This window comes from Peribacillus sp. S4, from assembly GCF_046715815.1.
Lineage (GTDB): Bacteria > Bacillota > Bacilli > Bacillales > DSM-1321 > Peribacillus > Peribacillus frigoritolerans.
Genome location: NZ_CP175708.1, coordinates 1,948,006 through 1,963,773, shown reverse-complemented (window position 1 = coordinate 1,963,773; position 15,768 = coordinate 1,948,006). Strand labels below are relative to the sequence as shown.

The 15,768-nt window shown below is 32.5% G+C and carries 11 protein-coding genes and 2 pseudogenes; 2 read left to right on the top strand and 11 right to left on the bottom strand.

What is annotated here, in order from left to right; translation table 11 throughout:
* Positions 1-670: 670 nt before the first annotated feature.
* The 5 genes and pseudogenes from ACJ9PY_RS09425 to ACJ9PY_RS09405 all read right to left on the bottom strand — a co-directional run bounded on the left by ACJ9PY_RS09425 (position 671) and on the right by ACJ9PY_RS09405 (position 6,731).
* Entirely contained in the window at positions 671-1,249 is a 579-nt protein-coding gene (locus tag ACJ9PY_RS09425; RefSeq protein ID WP_411739865.1) for a hypothetical protein, read from the bottom strand.
* 501 nt (positions 1,250-1,750) lie between these two features.
* Positions 1,751-3,316 carry a UvrD-helicase domain-containing protein gene (locus ACJ9PY_RS09420; RefSeq protein ID WP_411739864.1) on the bottom strand — a complete coding sequence of 522 codons (1,566 nt, stop codon included), beginning with the start codon at positions 3,314-3,316 and terminating at the stop codon, positions 1,751-1,753.
* Entirely contained in the window at positions 3,280-5,010 is a 1,731-nt protein-coding gene (locus ACJ9PY_RS09415) for an ATP-dependent nuclease (protein ID WP_411739863.1), read from the bottom strand. Before ACJ9PY_RS09415 ends, ACJ9PY_RS09420 begins: the two co-directional genes overlap by 37 nt.
* A 430-nt stretch (positions 5,011-5,440) precedes the next feature.
* A pseudogene (locus ACJ9PY_RS09410) lies at positions 5,441-5,644 on the bottom strand (TetR/AcrR family transcriptional regulator); the annotation flags it as partial.
* 913 nt (positions 5,645-6,557) lie between these two features.
* Positions 6,558-6,731 carry a hypothetical protein gene (locus ACJ9PY_RS09405; RefSeq protein WP_411739862.1) on the bottom strand — a complete coding sequence of 58 codons (174 nt, stop codon included), beginning with the start codon at positions 6,729-6,731 and terminating at the stop codon, positions 6,558-6,560.
* A 226-nt stretch (positions 6,732-6,957) separates the two neighbouring features.
* Here ACJ9PY_RS09405 and ACJ9PY_RS09400 point away from each other — a divergent pair, with 226 nt between their 5' ends.
* Positions 6,958-8,097, top strand: coding sequence for a hypothetical protein (locus ACJ9PY_RS09400; protein ID WP_411739861.1), 1,140 nt, complete (start codon positions 6,958-6,960; stop codon positions 8,095-8,097).
* 135 nt (positions 8,098-8,232) lie between these two features.
* Here ACJ9PY_RS09400 and ACJ9PY_RS09395 read toward each other — a convergent pair whose 3' ends face one another.
* From ACJ9PY_RS09395 to ACJ9PY_RS09385, 3 genes are all read right to left on the bottom strand, one after another.
* Positions 8,233-8,625 carry an EAL domain-containing protein gene (locus tag ACJ9PY_RS09395; protein ID WP_411739860.1) on the bottom strand — a complete coding sequence of 131 codons (393 nt, stop codon included), beginning with the start codon at positions 8,623-8,625 and terminating at the stop codon, positions 8,233-8,235.
* Positions 8,580-8,909, bottom strand: coding sequence for an EAL domain-containing protein (locus ACJ9PY_RS09390; protein ID WP_411740256.1), 330 nt, complete (start codon positions 8,907-8,909; stop codon positions 8,580-8,582). The genes ACJ9PY_RS09395 and ACJ9PY_RS09390 overlap by 46 nt, the downstream gene beginning before the upstream one ends.
* Positions 8,910-9,381: 472 nt before the next feature.
* A complete protein-coding gene (locus tag ACJ9PY_RS09385; protein ID WP_411739859.1) occupies positions 9,382-9,675 on the bottom strand; it encodes a hypothetical protein in 294 nt (97 codons plus the stop codon).
* A gap of 749 nt (positions 9,676-10,424) precedes the next feature.
* On the opposite strand from ACJ9PY_RS09385, the gene ACJ9PY_RS09380 reads away from it, so the two are divergent.
* Positions 10,425-11,648 (top strand): IS110 family transposase, encoded by a 1,224-nt coding sequence (locus ACJ9PY_RS09380; protein ID WP_411739858.1) that lies wholly within the window; start codon positions 10,425-10,427, stop codon positions 11,646-11,648.
* A 347-nt stretch (positions 11,649-11,995) separates the two neighbouring features.
* Here the strand turns inward: ACJ9PY_RS09380 and ACJ9PY_RS09375 are convergent, their stop codons facing one another.
* From ACJ9PY_RS09375 to ACJ9PY_RS09365, 3 genes and pseudogenes are all read right to left on the bottom strand, one after another.
* Positions 11,996-12,535 (bottom strand): hypothetical protein, encoded by a 540-nt coding sequence (locus ACJ9PY_RS09375; protein WP_411739857.1) that lies wholly within the window; start codon positions 12,533-12,535, stop codon positions 11,996-11,998.
* 1 nt (position 12,536) lies between these two features.
* Positions 12,537-13,376, bottom strand: coding sequence for a restriction endonuclease (locus ACJ9PY_RS09370; RefSeq protein WP_411739856.1), 840 nt, complete (start codon positions 13,374-13,376; stop codon positions 12,537-12,539).
* 426 nt (positions 13,377-13,802) lie between these two features.
* A pseudogene (locus ACJ9PY_RS09365) lies at positions 13,803-15,695 on the bottom strand (AAA family ATPase); the annotation flags it as partial.
* Between the last annotated feature and the right edge of the window lie 73 nt (positions 15,696-15,768).

Sequence of the window (15,768 nt, the reverse complement as noted above, 5' to 3'; positions counted from 1 at the left end):
CTCTGCATTGTATCCCCTTACTTCCTTTTTAAACCCTTATATATTGCTTTATCTTGCATTATAAACTTCATATTAGGGTTTCTCCTTAGGTTTTGAGTTAGAGTAGTGTCTTACTCATAAGCTAAGGCACCTGTTAGTTGAATAAGACAAGGTGTAGAAAACAACAATTGTTAAGAACAGAGCCAAACCAAAAGAAAAAAAAAGGCTAAATAGGCATATCTATCCCCTTGCTTGTTTAAAGGGGATAGATATGTCTTAAACTTTTGATGTCTTATTAAACTATGTCGTCCATTTGAGCACTGCTATTATTAGTCACCTTTCGGCCAACCCTTATCAAATAATACAGGGAGCTAGAAACTTTCTCCTGAAGCCAATACAAACTTAGGGGTAAGGTATATACTTGTTTTCTCCTGCTCCCTGTTTATACAGGCAGACAGTTGAATATTTCTTCCAAGAGAATGTGCTTTTTCCGTCATTATAAGCCGAACCAAATTGATATTCGAGGAACGCATCGTAATAACACCATCACCCTCAACTTTCTCAATCATGCCTGATTCAATAATTTTTATGTGGATCAGAACTAACATCCCTGATCGTGTGTTACCTGGTCCACCTAACTAAGGAGTGCCATTGCAACCACTAGGCTTATCAGTGACTGTGATTTGAATTTTCAAAATTCATCTAGTTCCTTTTTCTCTTTGTCTGTTAATTTGTCTTGCGGATTTTTAGGCTCAAATTCATATTCCGGTATTCTTAATTTGTAGAGCATTTTCCTCATTTCCTTTGCTTTAGAACGGTCCATATCCTTCCAAGTTCCTGAGTTTATCCATTCTTTCAACCTGTTTTTAACATCTACGGAATGAAATTGTTCGTCATCTTGTATCTTAGTATCTGTTTTGGCTTTTTTCACAATAATCACTAATAGCGTTACAGCAACCCCCCACAATGAGAGAGTGTTAGCCCACATTGAGATTACGTCATCATTACCTTTATCAACGAGAAAGATAAGCCCTAATACCACTATCACTATTAATATAGTCGTTAATATTCCTCCATAAGTACTTGGTCTATAAAAAGTAAAAACTACACTCGCTAAAGCGATAACCAAAAATGAAAATGGGGCTATAAACTTCGGTTCGAATAAATTAAAGAATCCAGCCAGTAGTAGCCCGATAACTATCAATACTAACTTAAAAGCACTTTTTCCTTCTGACGGTAATGAATCATACCATACTCTCAAATCACTCATTTGTATTCCCCTAATCTTTTTTTCTGTGAATTTTTTAATATTTTGGAGATGGATACAGACAGACAAAAAAATAGGGAGGTTACCAGTAAGTCTCCGGTAGTAGAAAACCTCTACTTTTAAAAGAGAAGAAACCACCTATTTGGGCAACCCCTGATTTTGTAAAATCACATCCGTAAGTTCAATAAAAGTACCTGCTGCTAAGCTATAATAGCAAAGACTTATAATTAAACCATCTATCTCTTAAGGACCGTAAAAAAGACTAAAACGCATGTTATTTTCCCTGGTTTTCTCTCATATCTTTGGTACTCTTCAGCTTTCTTCAGCATCACATGAATTTTTTGCTCCAATAATAAATATGATTAACAATGAGAGATACTTGCTTTTTCTTTTGTCCTGAATGAATGTTTGCAGGAGAAATGTACTTTTCTACAGGAACTATTCTTTTAAAAGGAAAGCGCCTAATTGAGGATTAAAATTGTGATTTCAATTCAATCATTATTATTAATCTATAATCTTAATGACTTTTGCCACCTCAATTTCAATTCCTAAGTTCTGTGTTTTTGAAATTACATTATTAATATAGCCTTTATATCTGTCCATAAAGCCATTTTGAGCAATTATTAATAACCTTTCTTCTGGTCTAGAAATTGCAACGTAATGCAAAAAGTTCATACCATCTCTTGACATGTCATAGTCTTGGGCATTTAAGATTACCTGATCAAACTCAAGTCCCTTAGATGAATGGATTGTACCAGAAGTTAATTTGTAACGGTCTTGATTGTAAGTGGGTATATATTTCTCATCATTCACTACTTCAAATAATTTACCTATCTCCTTCTTAATTTTATCCAAGTATTCACTATAACCGAGGAACTCGTACAATTTAAAACAATTTTCTTCATATAGGTTACAGTCATGCTGTGATTCCTTAATTCCTTTTAGCATGCTCTTTATATCAGAAATCCTGTAAGCTTCTGGCATCGGTATTTCATCCCTAAAATCATACTCACTATATCGATGCTGTAATGAATAATGAGCTATAGCTCTTGCTAGCCAAATGTGTTCACTTTCAAGATTAGTATAATCCAAAGGCGAGCCAGGAATAAAGACGAACGGAATACCAATGTTTATTAATCGTTCACTCCACGTCTCTGCGTTATAGTTACTAAAGTTTAAAAAGGCACATTTTTTACTTACATCAATCCATTCATTTATATATTGGATAGCTTCACTATCAATACTGTACTTAAAAGCAATCACTTCATTGTTAAATTCAGTCTGTTGATAATGTTTTCTCACACTCTTCATGAATATATTTGAGTAATTTTGAATAACTTTGTTTGACCTGAAGTTATGCCATAATTCAAATTTCTTGAAGGTTTGTTTAGTAAATAATCCAGTAAACCCACTACTATAAGCACCTCTCCAACCATATATCGACTGTTTAGAATCCCCTACAATAAATAACGGAATATCTAGTTCATCGCATAGATACATAAAGAAGTTGTGCATATCTACGTCACTATCTTGATACTCGTCAATATAAATTCGATAATACTTTGCTTTCATATATCTTCTAGCAGAATGAGAATTCTTTAAAATTTCTAGTGCCAACTGGAAGGCAAAATTTTTCTTTATATTACGATATTTACACATCAATTGCGTCTTCCTAATCTTCTCTATTCCTTGATCAAAAGAACTAATTTGATTATCATCATTGAAGTCTGGTTTGATTTCTCTCCTGAAATCCATACCATAGACATCATACATGAATGGTTGAATAATCTCTAACCAAATAAAATTATCATTTGTTCCTACAAACCCTTCGCCCTTATTTGGACCTAGTCGATTTATAATCTCCTTCGCTGCTTTTCGTGTGAAAGTAACAGCTGCAAATGATTGATAGTTATTACTCTCCTCTGCATCTTTGATAATTCTTTGTATAGTAGTGTATGTTTTCCCTGTTCCCGCACTAGCACTTATTACAATATTACCTTTTGTAGTGAGGATCTCATCCCTAATATCAATATCTACCGGCAACATAAATCCACCAACTCTTTCAGACACTCGAATCTCTCATGTTTATAAATCTTGTCTATTCCGTGTTTACTAATACTCGTACATAATTCGATCATGTTAATCAGTTTCGCACTTTGCAAATAATCAATACCATTTTTTGCACTATTTTTTTCCCTAGCTAATTTGTCCATAATCCCAGGAATAACTTCATACAAATCATTTTCCAGATCAACCCTGGATAAATAAATATTGTTGTCTTTTAATCTCTTGATTGTTGTAGGTAACTTACTAAAGACAAATTTCTTCCTTTCAACTATGTAATTAGAATCTTTTTCATATCTTATAGGGTCAATATCGCTTAGATTTATTATTTCCCTTCTACCTATAAGTCTTTGACATCTGTTTACACCTAAAAGATTACACTCTGTTTTTCCTTTTACTTTCTTGAGGTCATTATCAGTTTTAACTAGCACTTTAATACCAAGTGCAGTTAATACCTCATAATATTCTTTAAAGTTGATACCATCTACTTCAAGCATATAACCACCAAAACTCTCATAGCGTTCACACTTATCTTTTAGTATTCGTTCAAACAGTATCTTCTCTGATGGTCCCTCAACAAGCAAAACTACATCTGCATAGATTGCTTCCGCTAAATTTTGATTTAGTTTTTGTTTCAATGTTTTATAATTTTCAGGTACTCTATATATGAAAGATTTCCCCACCACTGTATTCTCCCTGAATAACTTGATTAGGTTAACATCATCCATCTGACTTACAATTAATGATGAATGTGTTGTCATGAATAAGTACTTAAATATATCATCAGAAAAAATCTGATACGACAATGCAATCTGCATTGACCTATGTAAATGATTCTCTAATTCTTCAATCAGGAATATGTTAATTTTCCTTTCCTCTAATCTACGGTTCTCAAGCGTAAGTAGTGTGTAAGCAAGAATTTTTTTTCGACCATCACCGGAAGTTGGATAGTTTTCAAGTTTATCATCTAGTATATAAGGTGTAAGTTTACTATGAATATTGCTTAATTCAATCTCAGATCGAATTGAAACATTGAAGTTCTTGTCATCTTTGAATTTTTTATACTCATCTATCAGTTCCTTTTCAAATGCCTTAATTGTGCTCAACTTACCTACACTTTTATTTAGATTCTTAATATGAGTGCTAAGTACTTTTCTTTCATCCTCATTTATACTTGACTCACCCTTTAAAATTTCTTTCGAATATCTCTTGAATGTATCCTCTAGTTTTATGGATGAGTCTATGTAAACTACATTAAAGTATTTATCTAATTCAAAAAACGATTGACTGCTTGGGATTTCCTCCAAATTTTCTAAATCAACACCCCAAAAGAGATTCGGTTGTCCCATAAGAGCTTCACCATCATACAATGATTTAAGTTGAATGTAGATTTCTTCAGCACCTGAAGAAATAGCACCACTCATCATCGTATAAATTTTCTTGTTATCATCATTTTCTTCATCATCAGCAATCCCAATCTTAAGAGTAATTACAATTTCTCTATTTGTATCTTTATTGTAGAAATCTGAATCCATGAAACCATTTCTCCTAAAGTTTCTATCTAGTAAAAACCGTATAGCAGATAGAAAATTACTCTTACCTATATCATTTAGTCCAAATACAATATTACGGTTAGTTAAATCTATATCCACATTTTCAAAATTCCTAAAATTCTCAACAGTCAACTGTTTAAGAATCATACTAATTCCCCCATTTTTAGATTATTTTGAGAAGGACCTTGCTTAAGACTTCCAATTCCAGGTTAAGTATTTCCATTCTTCATTTATTGTAATAATCACAAGTTTAATGCATGCTTCAAAATTAAATCAATTTCGGACCAAGGTGTACTCAATTTTCATAGAATTATAGGCACTAATTCACTGATTAAACTTTTAAGGCTATTGATTGGCATAAAAAAACCATCCCTTTGGTTTATTATAATAATATTAACTAAATAAATAGTACCATTATAAGAAATTTTATGTAATTACATTTTTACCATTTCGAGGGTTAGTTACCAAAAACTATATTTTAAATATTAAAATAATTTAGAGCTCTTCTTAAACATTTTCTTTCTTTTTATTATTCAGGTATAAAATAAACTATTGATCAAAAAGGACATACCTAGAGAACAAAAGCATTTGCAACAAAATGAACAAGGACATCTTCACTTTAATCGTAATTTTGTTAAGTCCACATCTTTCTTGAACTCTTCGATATTAAACTTAAGGAACTGACTACGAAAGTATTCTAAGTAATGAAGATAGATGGTTCCTCGATTACATTTGCTCTGTCTGCAATATCCAGAATGGTAATGTCAAAGTGCGAATCTGTATGCCACTAAAATGGCTGAACGAGGAATCGTTACTTTGTTCTTGGATTTGTCTTTTTGAGGAGAGAGTGTTGGTCAGCCTCGCAACGCTGTTTCTCCGGATATCTATCCGAGGGTTTCTGTGCTGCGTTAGATTTCCTAGGCACCTGTTCGTTTGTTGGCAGGAATCGGATTGGTGTTCTCATCTCACCACAAGAGCTGCCCACTAAACTACCCCTGAGCAGGAGAAGGCTAAAAGCTACGAAACTGATGGGAGAGAGAAGGAACCAATTATCGTGAAAAGGATTAAATGAAAAAGGAGAAGATCTTCGAGTCTTCTCTTTTTTGAATGTATGTAGAAATGAAAACATTGGATTAGATACCATCTATGCTTCTGTCACAAAGTAAGGCTTTATACCTGTAATAATTGCTAAGAATTCTTTACAAAGTGACTATAATAAACGTTATGTAAACTAGTGAAATTGTGTAATAAAAGATCCTTTAAATCCTCTACCTCTATTATTGCGCAGGTATTGCATACTGTAAAAAGTTAGGGGAATGCTCAAAAACCAGTCATAGCAAGGGGTTTAACTGTAAGATGACCTGTGAGGGATTCGAACCCACTACCCCTGCCCTGTCAAGGTAGCGAAATCGTTTTATAACAGTTTTAAACTCTATTTTACCGTAGGTTATCACTTACATAATTAGTGTTAAAGTAATTTAATGTTGCCATCTCGTCCCCACTGTGTCGCCAACTATTAGCCCTCTAAGGCCTATTTCCCTCTTATCAAATTACTCTGGTATTTTTTTAATATTTCGAACTATTGTAGCTTTTATTCTTCTTTAATTAAAGAATATCAACGTTTTCAAGCCTTTATTCCTAAAACTATTTTATCCGTCCAAACTTTGTCCTTGTTAGGCATTTATCTTTTCTCATTAACAACCAATCTCTTCCTCTGTTTTTACTGATCCAATTAGTTCATTTCTAGGTAAAACTATTAAAAATAAAAAAGAATTTAAGCGTGTGATCAAGAAATTAACCATACTTGGTGTATTTTTTGAACTCAGCATTGTAAACCAATTTAAATCAGTTGGTGCAATTGCAATCACCTTGTGCACTTCCTCATCTAATTACTAATCATTCCCTATTATAATTGATTTCTGTTAACATAATAAAAGCTGAAATATATGGGAGGCGTTTAAAACGACTTCATCTTTTGTTGTAGGAAAAACGTATTTTCATATGATACTATGATTTTTAATGTCCCAGCTGAATCATAAGCGACAATATGTTCGAGAAAGCAAAAATAATATTACTAAGGGAGGCAAAAATATCTTGGTTGACTCATTAGATATGCTTACATTTATAACTAAGTCAGCAACGATTCGTAATTTAAGTGGTGAACCTAAAAAACTATACAAATATGTCGTAGGTTCTATCTTTCTTAACCTCATAAATGGTGAACAATTGGAACAAGGACAAATCGAGAACATTCGTATCACCCGTGACATACTGAAAAACCCTATTGATGTAACAAGAAAGTACAGTTTAGAACGAGTCAAGAAGCAAGTTCAGGACGTCTTTGCAGCAAGACACTTCAAATGTCCGTATGAAGATGCAACAATAGATAGGGTATTTTTATTTTTCAGAGAGAAATTAGAAGATGTCAAGAAAGGAAAAACAATGTTTTTAGCTTCTGAACTAGAAGAGATAATTGAAATAGTCCCCCATTTTGAAAAACAAGGGGTTCCCGTTAAGCCACACCATTGGCTAGACTTCTCTATATATGAAGGACTAATACTTACACAACCTGAGTTTATTACATATACTGATATGATAAACTTATGGAATCTTTCGATGGAACAGAAGAATATAATAGATGAATGTCATAATAAAGCCTCTAATAGCAGAGGATATGCTGAATTAGATAGTACTTTTGAATTTAGATCTACCCTGACGACCCTTTTAAGAAATTGCGTTGTCTCAGCTATTACTTTTGCTGAATCTTACCTTTACTTTCTCTTTTATGACTTTAAGCAGCTGAGAATATTTGAAGACAACCCAAAGGTTAAGGCGTTGTATGACAAAGAAGACAGGGAGTACATTCAGGACACAGAAATAATAAAGAATTTAATTTTTGAAGTATTCCCTAAGATCAAAAGCAATAAACACATAAACAAGTTGTACAAGGAATATAGGAAGATAAATAATACACGTAATGGAATTATTCATACTTCTGTATCTAGAGATAATAGGAATCAACAACCTAAATTACAGCCTGCCTTAAATCTTAGTATACCTCTTGTTCAAGAATATCTTAGTACAATTACAAATTTCGTTTTCTGCATTGACGAGAGGTTGCCCTTAGAACACCAAATTTTGTTTTGGCGAGACAAATTTGAGGACCCCGACTTCACGAAAGGCGAAAAAGTTTCCCTTGAAAATGACGTGTACCATTTCACACGTCATATATAATGTCCTTTTGCTATTTTGCCCTTACTTTCACCTCACAATGTAGGTAGTTATAGAGACCATAAAAACCCGCTGCATCAAGCAGCGGGTTTCAGATTGTATAATTTAACCTCGAATAATTATGAATTGGTCACTGGTTTAATATCTTGTCAATTTTTTTCTTAACACGTTGTTAATAATGTGTTCCATTATGATTTTTATATCTAGCGGTTTACATATATAATATCCTTGTACATATTGGAAACCTAAGCTTACAAAACTATCAGTTGTTCTTGTGTTTCTACCCTCTACAATCACCTTATAGTCCTTGATGAATGGTGTAAACCGTTCGAGGACTTCTGGCTTTTGATTTTTTATTATTGATTTATCTAATTTAATAAATTCTGGTTCAAATTCATCTAATTTATCGTGATTCTGATGTTTGGAGCCGAAATCATCTAAAGCTATTTTTAAACCGTTGCTTTTTAATTTGTTTATTCTGTTCTTTATTCTTTTTCCGTCCGTAATAGAAGATTCTTCTGTGATTTCCAAACAACGTTAGAAAGATCTATATCTTCGTAAAATAAAGGTTTAGACATTTCTTTAGGAGACGAGTTAACAAACAGTTTATACTCTTCTATTTTGAACTCGTTCAGTGCTTTATCTCTGGCCTTAAAATCTAAATCATCATATCCGTTAGCTTCTCTTAAAGCTTCGTATCCTATTGTTTTATCATTCTCTAGAACACCTAGAATGGTTGCTTCAAAACCTATGATTTCACCACATTGAATGTCAACAATAGGTTGATATTTAGCTTTAAGGTCTTTTGCTTTCATCAAAACGTCGCCCCCCCTTTTGGAACTTAATCCCTTTTAATTCTACATTTATTAGTGAGGGTGTTTACCCTATACTTTAAAAGAAATATTGACAAAAAGTCTGTTTATCCGATTCCTTCGTCAAGTGCATTTTTGGATCGTCTGCTTAAAATAAATCAGAGTCATCTTTTTTTGAATCCCATATTCTCCTTAGGGAATACCGATAGGTTCTAGTTTCAATTAGCTAAGTTATCCTTTCATATATTAGAACAAGATTAGATTAAGTTATGGCAGCAATGACGGAATTACGAGAATAGTTTAAAAAGGAATCGGTTTTAGCTTTGTTTTTTTTTTGCCTTTATCATCTTTATCAGCTTCTGGTCGGAAACTTTCAATAGTTATTGTTATAATTGCACATAGTACTTATTTTAATATTTCTTTTTTTTTAGGATCATTAAAAAATTTCATAGTTGTTCTCATTGATTAAGTATTTCTAGACATCCATTTTTAATTGTTTAGAGTAGTATAATTCTGCATGTGTTGATTGTGTGAAAAAATAGAAAATACTTCCCCTACAATTTGCTGAATTGGATTGAGTTTTGATGCTGTGGGTAGTATTGCCACTTTGGTTTAATTCCTGTTTATCACGCCATTCAGCAGGCTTACGATTCTTTAACCCGAAGATTTGCGCTGTAGTATCTGGAACAACTACTTTCCTTTTGAATCCATCTTCTGACTCTTCCTCTGTTACTTCTGTGTATTGATAACCAAGCGCACGTTTGAGCAATGTATTCTTTACCTGGCGATTAATTACCTCTTTCCCCTTTTTAAATGCCTGTAAAATCGGTAAATGGTCTTTTTTCCGTTGTATAGGGTTTTAATAGCAATCCCTATGTTATGAGCTATCTGTTCATCTGTTAATCCATCTCTTGCCCAGCCTTCAATCAGCAGCAGTCCTTTATCAGTTAGTCACTCTTCATATTTTTCCTTTGCCATGTCATCTCACTTCCTCCTAATCGCTCCACCTCGACCTCTTGTATATGTTAAAGCTATCATATTCATTCAACGCATTCAGATCCCGAAGACTTAACTTTTTGTAGCTTAATAAAGTTTGTTCAAAAATACCTCGCAATCCCAAGTTTTACGATAAATAAAAAGAATCCATTTTGAAAAAAGATTGATCAAAATGGATTCTTCTCCAGCAGATTTAAGTTTGGTTTTTATAAAAAAGTTTGATCATTTCTACCTATGTTGTTCCACAATCGCGCCCGTTAGCCATCCATGAAGCGCAAAAATCAGCGCTTCACCACAGAGAATGAAAATGGTTCAGAACGGTCAATACTGATTCTACGGCTGTGGGAGAGGAAGGTCGATGAACTATGGTGCGTTAGAGCCCATCCGTTAGTCTGACTCCAACGACCAAGGTGCACCACTGACTGTCGCTCCCTTACGGGAAGCACACATGGTAGATTAATCCTATTCTGGTTTTTGCACCAGCCTCCAATTGTATTGAGAGCCGTAGAAAGGATGTTTTCAATGGAAGTAGTCATTGAAAGAGCATGTGGTATGGATGTCCATAAGGACAATATTACTGCATGTATTATGACACCAGAAGGAAAGGAGATTCAAACGTTTTCAACAAAAACTGTTTTTCTAATACAGTTAGTGGATTGGATTAAAAAGAATAACTGTACTCATGTTGCCATGGAGAGTACCAGTGTATATTGGAAACCTATTGTTAATTTATTAGAAGCTGTAGAGATTGAATTTTTGGTTGTGAATGCTCAACATATGAAAGCAGTGCCAGGGCGTAAAACAGATGTTAAAGATGCAGAATGGATTGCCAAACTTCTTCGTCATGGACTTCTAAAAGCTAGTTACATTCCAGACCGAAATCAACGGGAACTACGTGAACTAGTTCGGTACCGTAGAAGTATCATTGAAGAACGTGCTAGACAACATAATCGAATCCAAAAAGTGCTAGAGGGCGCAAATATTAAGCTAGGCTCTGTCGTTTCAGACGTTATGGGTGTTTCAGCTCGAGACATGCTTAACGCAATTGCCGAAGGTGAAGAAGATCCTGAAAAACTAGCAAACTTTGCTCGACCCACAATGAAAAAGAAGAAAGATGAACTAGAACTCGCCCTTAAAGGTTATATCAATTCGCATCAACGCCTCATGTTAAAAACCATTTTAAAGCATATTGATTTTTTAACAGAACAAATCGAGATGCTCGACCAAGAGGTCGAGGAAAGAGTAAGCTCCTATCAAGAAGATGTGGAACGATTAGACTCTATTCCTGGTATAGCTACAAGAATGGCTGAGCAAATTTTATCTGAAATTGGGACTGATATTAAGAAACAGTTTCCAAGTGCAGTTCATATGTGTTCTTGGGCAGGATTAGTTCCCGGGCATAACGAAAGTGCGGGAAAAAGAAAATCGGCTAAAACAAAAAAAGGAAACAAGTATTTGAGATCAGCATTAACAGAAGCAGCTCATTCTGTAAGAGGATCTAAAAACTATCTCGGAGCACTGTATAGGCGTGCAGCATCACGAAAAGGTAAGAAACGAGCAGGAATAGTAGTCGCTCATGCCATGTTACGTATCTCCTATTATCTCTTAACTCGAAAAGAAATGTATGTAGACTTAGGCGAAGACTACTTTGATAAACAGAGACAACAATCTATTTTTCGGCATTCACTAAGAAGACTTGAAAGTTTAGGATACACAGTTACATTACAAGAACCTGAAGCATCTTAATCCAGTCCACTTACCTACAATAAATCAGTAAATTAGGCGCTCTCCCCTTTTTTAAAAAACAATGAGCTGCGTCTTCTTAAGTATCGCCTTTTCCCCTAAATTCCAGAAGTCTATTTTCATGGTAGTTTAAGTACAATCCTTCACAAATTGATATCTATCCTTGGATAATCCGCCTTTCAGTTCAGATCTTCTTTTCACTATAAAAACACCCCTTTAGATAAACAGATTCAAAGGGGCAAAACATCGCGACTTTTTTATAAACACCGTGACTTTATTTAAAAACAACATTTAAAATTCAATTAAGTCTTGATAAGATTGTATATGTTTTTTATCGAAACCATTTTATTTTATTCATGTTGCAAATAAAACTTATCGATTTCATCCATTATTAAATCAGCTGGATTTTCTCCCCTTTCTTTAATATATAACATTTCAACTAATTTTTCTGTTGTAATAAACAAAATTACAGTGCCATCCTGGGAGTATATAGTATTTCTTTTTATATGTGCAGCCTTATTGGGTAACTTCGTTGAGCAAATTATACCTAACTTTCCCATTGCCTCTCGAATATAGTTTTTAGTTTGTAAAATTTCTTCTTTACCTACATCACTAGTGTCATAATTTTTAAACTCAAATAAAATCAGCTTAGCATTTAATTCTCTTCGAATTTTAGCCCATGTACTATCTCCTTGATCTTCCCAATTCGGAAATACAGCATCTCTTCTATCTATTCCTGAATAGGTTTTTGCTTGAGTATGCGGATTTCTCAAAGGTGGAACAAATAAAAATGTAAGTATTTCAGTACAAATTTCCTCAAAATCGTTCCAATGACTATGACCTGGTGGACACTCATTAAGTTTCTCAACTAATTCTATAGCTGTGGTCATACTAGTCCTCCTTATTAGGAGAAAAATATTTATTTATTATGTCAGGATATTTGAGAAGTAATTGTTTAAGCTGTCCACCATCAACAATATATACACTTACCTTCTCTTTTTCACCTAATATCTCTAAAGCTTCTCTTGCTGAAGATGTAATTACCCCATTTGTAATTAAAATCCCTTTATGATTTGGAAATTGTGCTGAAATTAAATAAGTAAATTCTCTAATAGCGCTTACGTCTAATCTGTTTGTTTTATGAAGCTTACATTCTATAATCCAATTAGTTGTAAAGCTCCCCACCAGTGGATTTTTATGGATTGATCTTGCTAGAATATCAATATCAAAATTTTTGGACCTTTGTTTAACTTCTTCAATTTTGAATTTCAATTTTTTTAACAAATCTATTATTAAAAGTTGAAATTCTAACCCATTGATTTCTTCGAAATCTAAGTTATTAACGTTTTCTAAATAAGATACTAATTTATCTAAATTCTCCTCGAAATCGTTGTACAAATTAAACCCTTTAAACTTATTTAAAATTGAAGATTTTCTCATTTTAGAAAGGTATACTGGTATTAAATTAACGTCTCTATAATGAAATTCCTTCACTATTCTATGTAAATCTATCCATTGATCATTACTTTCATTACCTATTCTATAAAAATCTGACATTAGTAAAATTACATAATCGTCTGGACTAACAGCATAAGTTAACCTATTATTAAAATTTTCTCCTCTATCAATAAAAAAAACTTCTAATCCCACTTTTTCTAGTCGTTCTTTTATTTGTTCTGCTGCAATATAATCGTATCCAATACAGCTGATAAAAACTCTTGATTTTCTCATACTCTGCTCCTTTGTATAAATGTAGCTTTGAAATAAAGTTTGATCAAAAGCATGCTACAAACGTTGATTTTATAATAGAAGAAACCCACGCGTTTTGAGCAATGATTGATCAAAATATGTTGATTTGTTTTTTGGTGAAATGAGGTTTTGTAAAAAAGATAATTAAAACAATAAATGACTTCATGCACTTTGTCTCTGTACAACTCTAAACGGATTTTCACTTTCTACAACAACACACTTGTCAATCATCATTTTTAAATGCCCTTCATGGTTACTATTAATAAAAAGTTTAGTGAAAATCTCAAAATATTTTTCATTCATTTCTGACTGCTGTTGTACATATAAGTCCTCTTCTATATGATGTGATCCATCATGTGTCCACTTGATTAATGAAGACACAATTATTTTTTCATCTTCTTCAAAATGTTACACAAGATCTTCTAATTCAATTCCTCCAAGAAACTTAAAATAGTTTTCTAAAATTCTTCTCATAATGTTTTGAATTATATTTGAACTTGAATCCTTTAATTCTACAAGCTCCTTCCATAGAGCTTCATATGAAGTCGTTATTGGATTTTTCTCGTATCTTTTAGCATATGAACCGATATCATTATTTTTTCGTATAACATAATAACTACAGTTATCTACTCTATAAGTTATTTCTTTGAAGAAATACGTATTATGTGTGGATATAAACATTTGCTCAATTTTAAATGTGTCAATATTTGTAATTAATTCTTTAATTAAAGTAGAAACTATATATAACACTGTACTATCTAAACTTGAGATTGGGTCGTCTATAAAAATCAATTTTTTACTTTCTTCGTTTTTCACTAAGTGATAGTAATAAAGAAAAGTAATAAATGTTTTTTCGCCCTTACTTAAAGTTTTATTAGCATCTTCTCCATTTTCTCTAACAATCTTATACTTTCCTGCAGCTTCTAATAAAAAGTTTTTAAATCCATATAAATGCAACTGTTTGTTTATAGCACTTACTGTAGATGAAATTCCAAACATAATCGCTTTGATTTCATCATACTTTTGTTGTTCTCTTGCGATATACAAATCTTTTTGCCCAATAGACTTTCTCAATCCTTTTAGTTGTCCTTCTAACTGTTTCATTTCTCTATCGTATCGTTTGGACTCTTCATCAGTTGAATTTAAAAAGAATCTCCAAATATCCCCTATTTTTTTCCCTTTTTCTTCATCAATTTTCTGTACTGTGCTATTATGTATTTGTATCTTTTCATTATCTAAACTTAATTGCTCGATTAATTTCTCTAGTTCCTTTTCGAATAGATTTAATTCAACTTTATTTGAAGGTACTCTTTCTTTTTCAGAAAGATATTTTAAATTTTCTTCATTCTTTGCTTGGACTTTTAATAAAGTATTTTCTACAATTTCTTTTCTGAGATATTTATTGTCTAAAGTCTGCAAGTCTTCCAAGTATTTAATTATATTTACGGAGTATTCTTTTCTTTTTAATTCTATTATTTCATTTTCAAACTTTTCGTTAAAATTTTCTGAGAGAGAGCTAATAATTTCTTCTTTTAACTCACTTCTACAGAACGGGCAATAATTTAAATTGTTATCTTGAATTTTTTTATATCCTTCATGAACCCATGTATGTATATTTAATTTTCCAACTAAGTCTGCAAATTCTAAATCTTCTTGTCCGATTATTGATTTACTAAAAATATCGTTATCTAAATCGCTCTTATTTTCTAGAATTGGTATTTGGGGTAACTCACTTTGTTGTTTGGCAAATATTACTTCCGCATTCTTAAAGAGATCTTCATCATCTAATAAGTCTGATTCATTAGAATTTTGTTGTATACGGTATTCATCATAAAAACGCTGTTTACTCCCGTGTAATCCTGTAAATGCATGTTGATACAATTCGCTTATTTTACTTGTTTTATCACTTTTTTTACTCCATATAAAGTCAATAAATTTTTTCATTGATTCATTAATCTTTTCATTAGTAATAGCCAAATTATTTTGAGCTTTAATTTTCTCTTGCTTATTTTTTTCGATATTCTCTTGCGCTTTTTCAAGTTCTACCTGCATTTCCACATGCTCTTTACCTAAAGTAAATATTCCAGGAATATCATTATCAGATATAAAATTATCATCAATAAAGTTCTTATTATAAATCAATCTATTTTCTATCATATTCCCTTCATAAGTACAACCCCAATAAGCTCTATTACCTATGTTATTAAAAAATCTAGAAAGTGTGGATTTACCAGTTCCATTATTTCCGTAGATAAAATTAATTTTCTTTAAATTTTCAAAGCTTGTCCCTATTTGACTATAGCTAGCTACATTATGTTAAGAAACTTTAGATATCACATAGATCATCCCTATTCCATTAAATTTAAAATAAGGT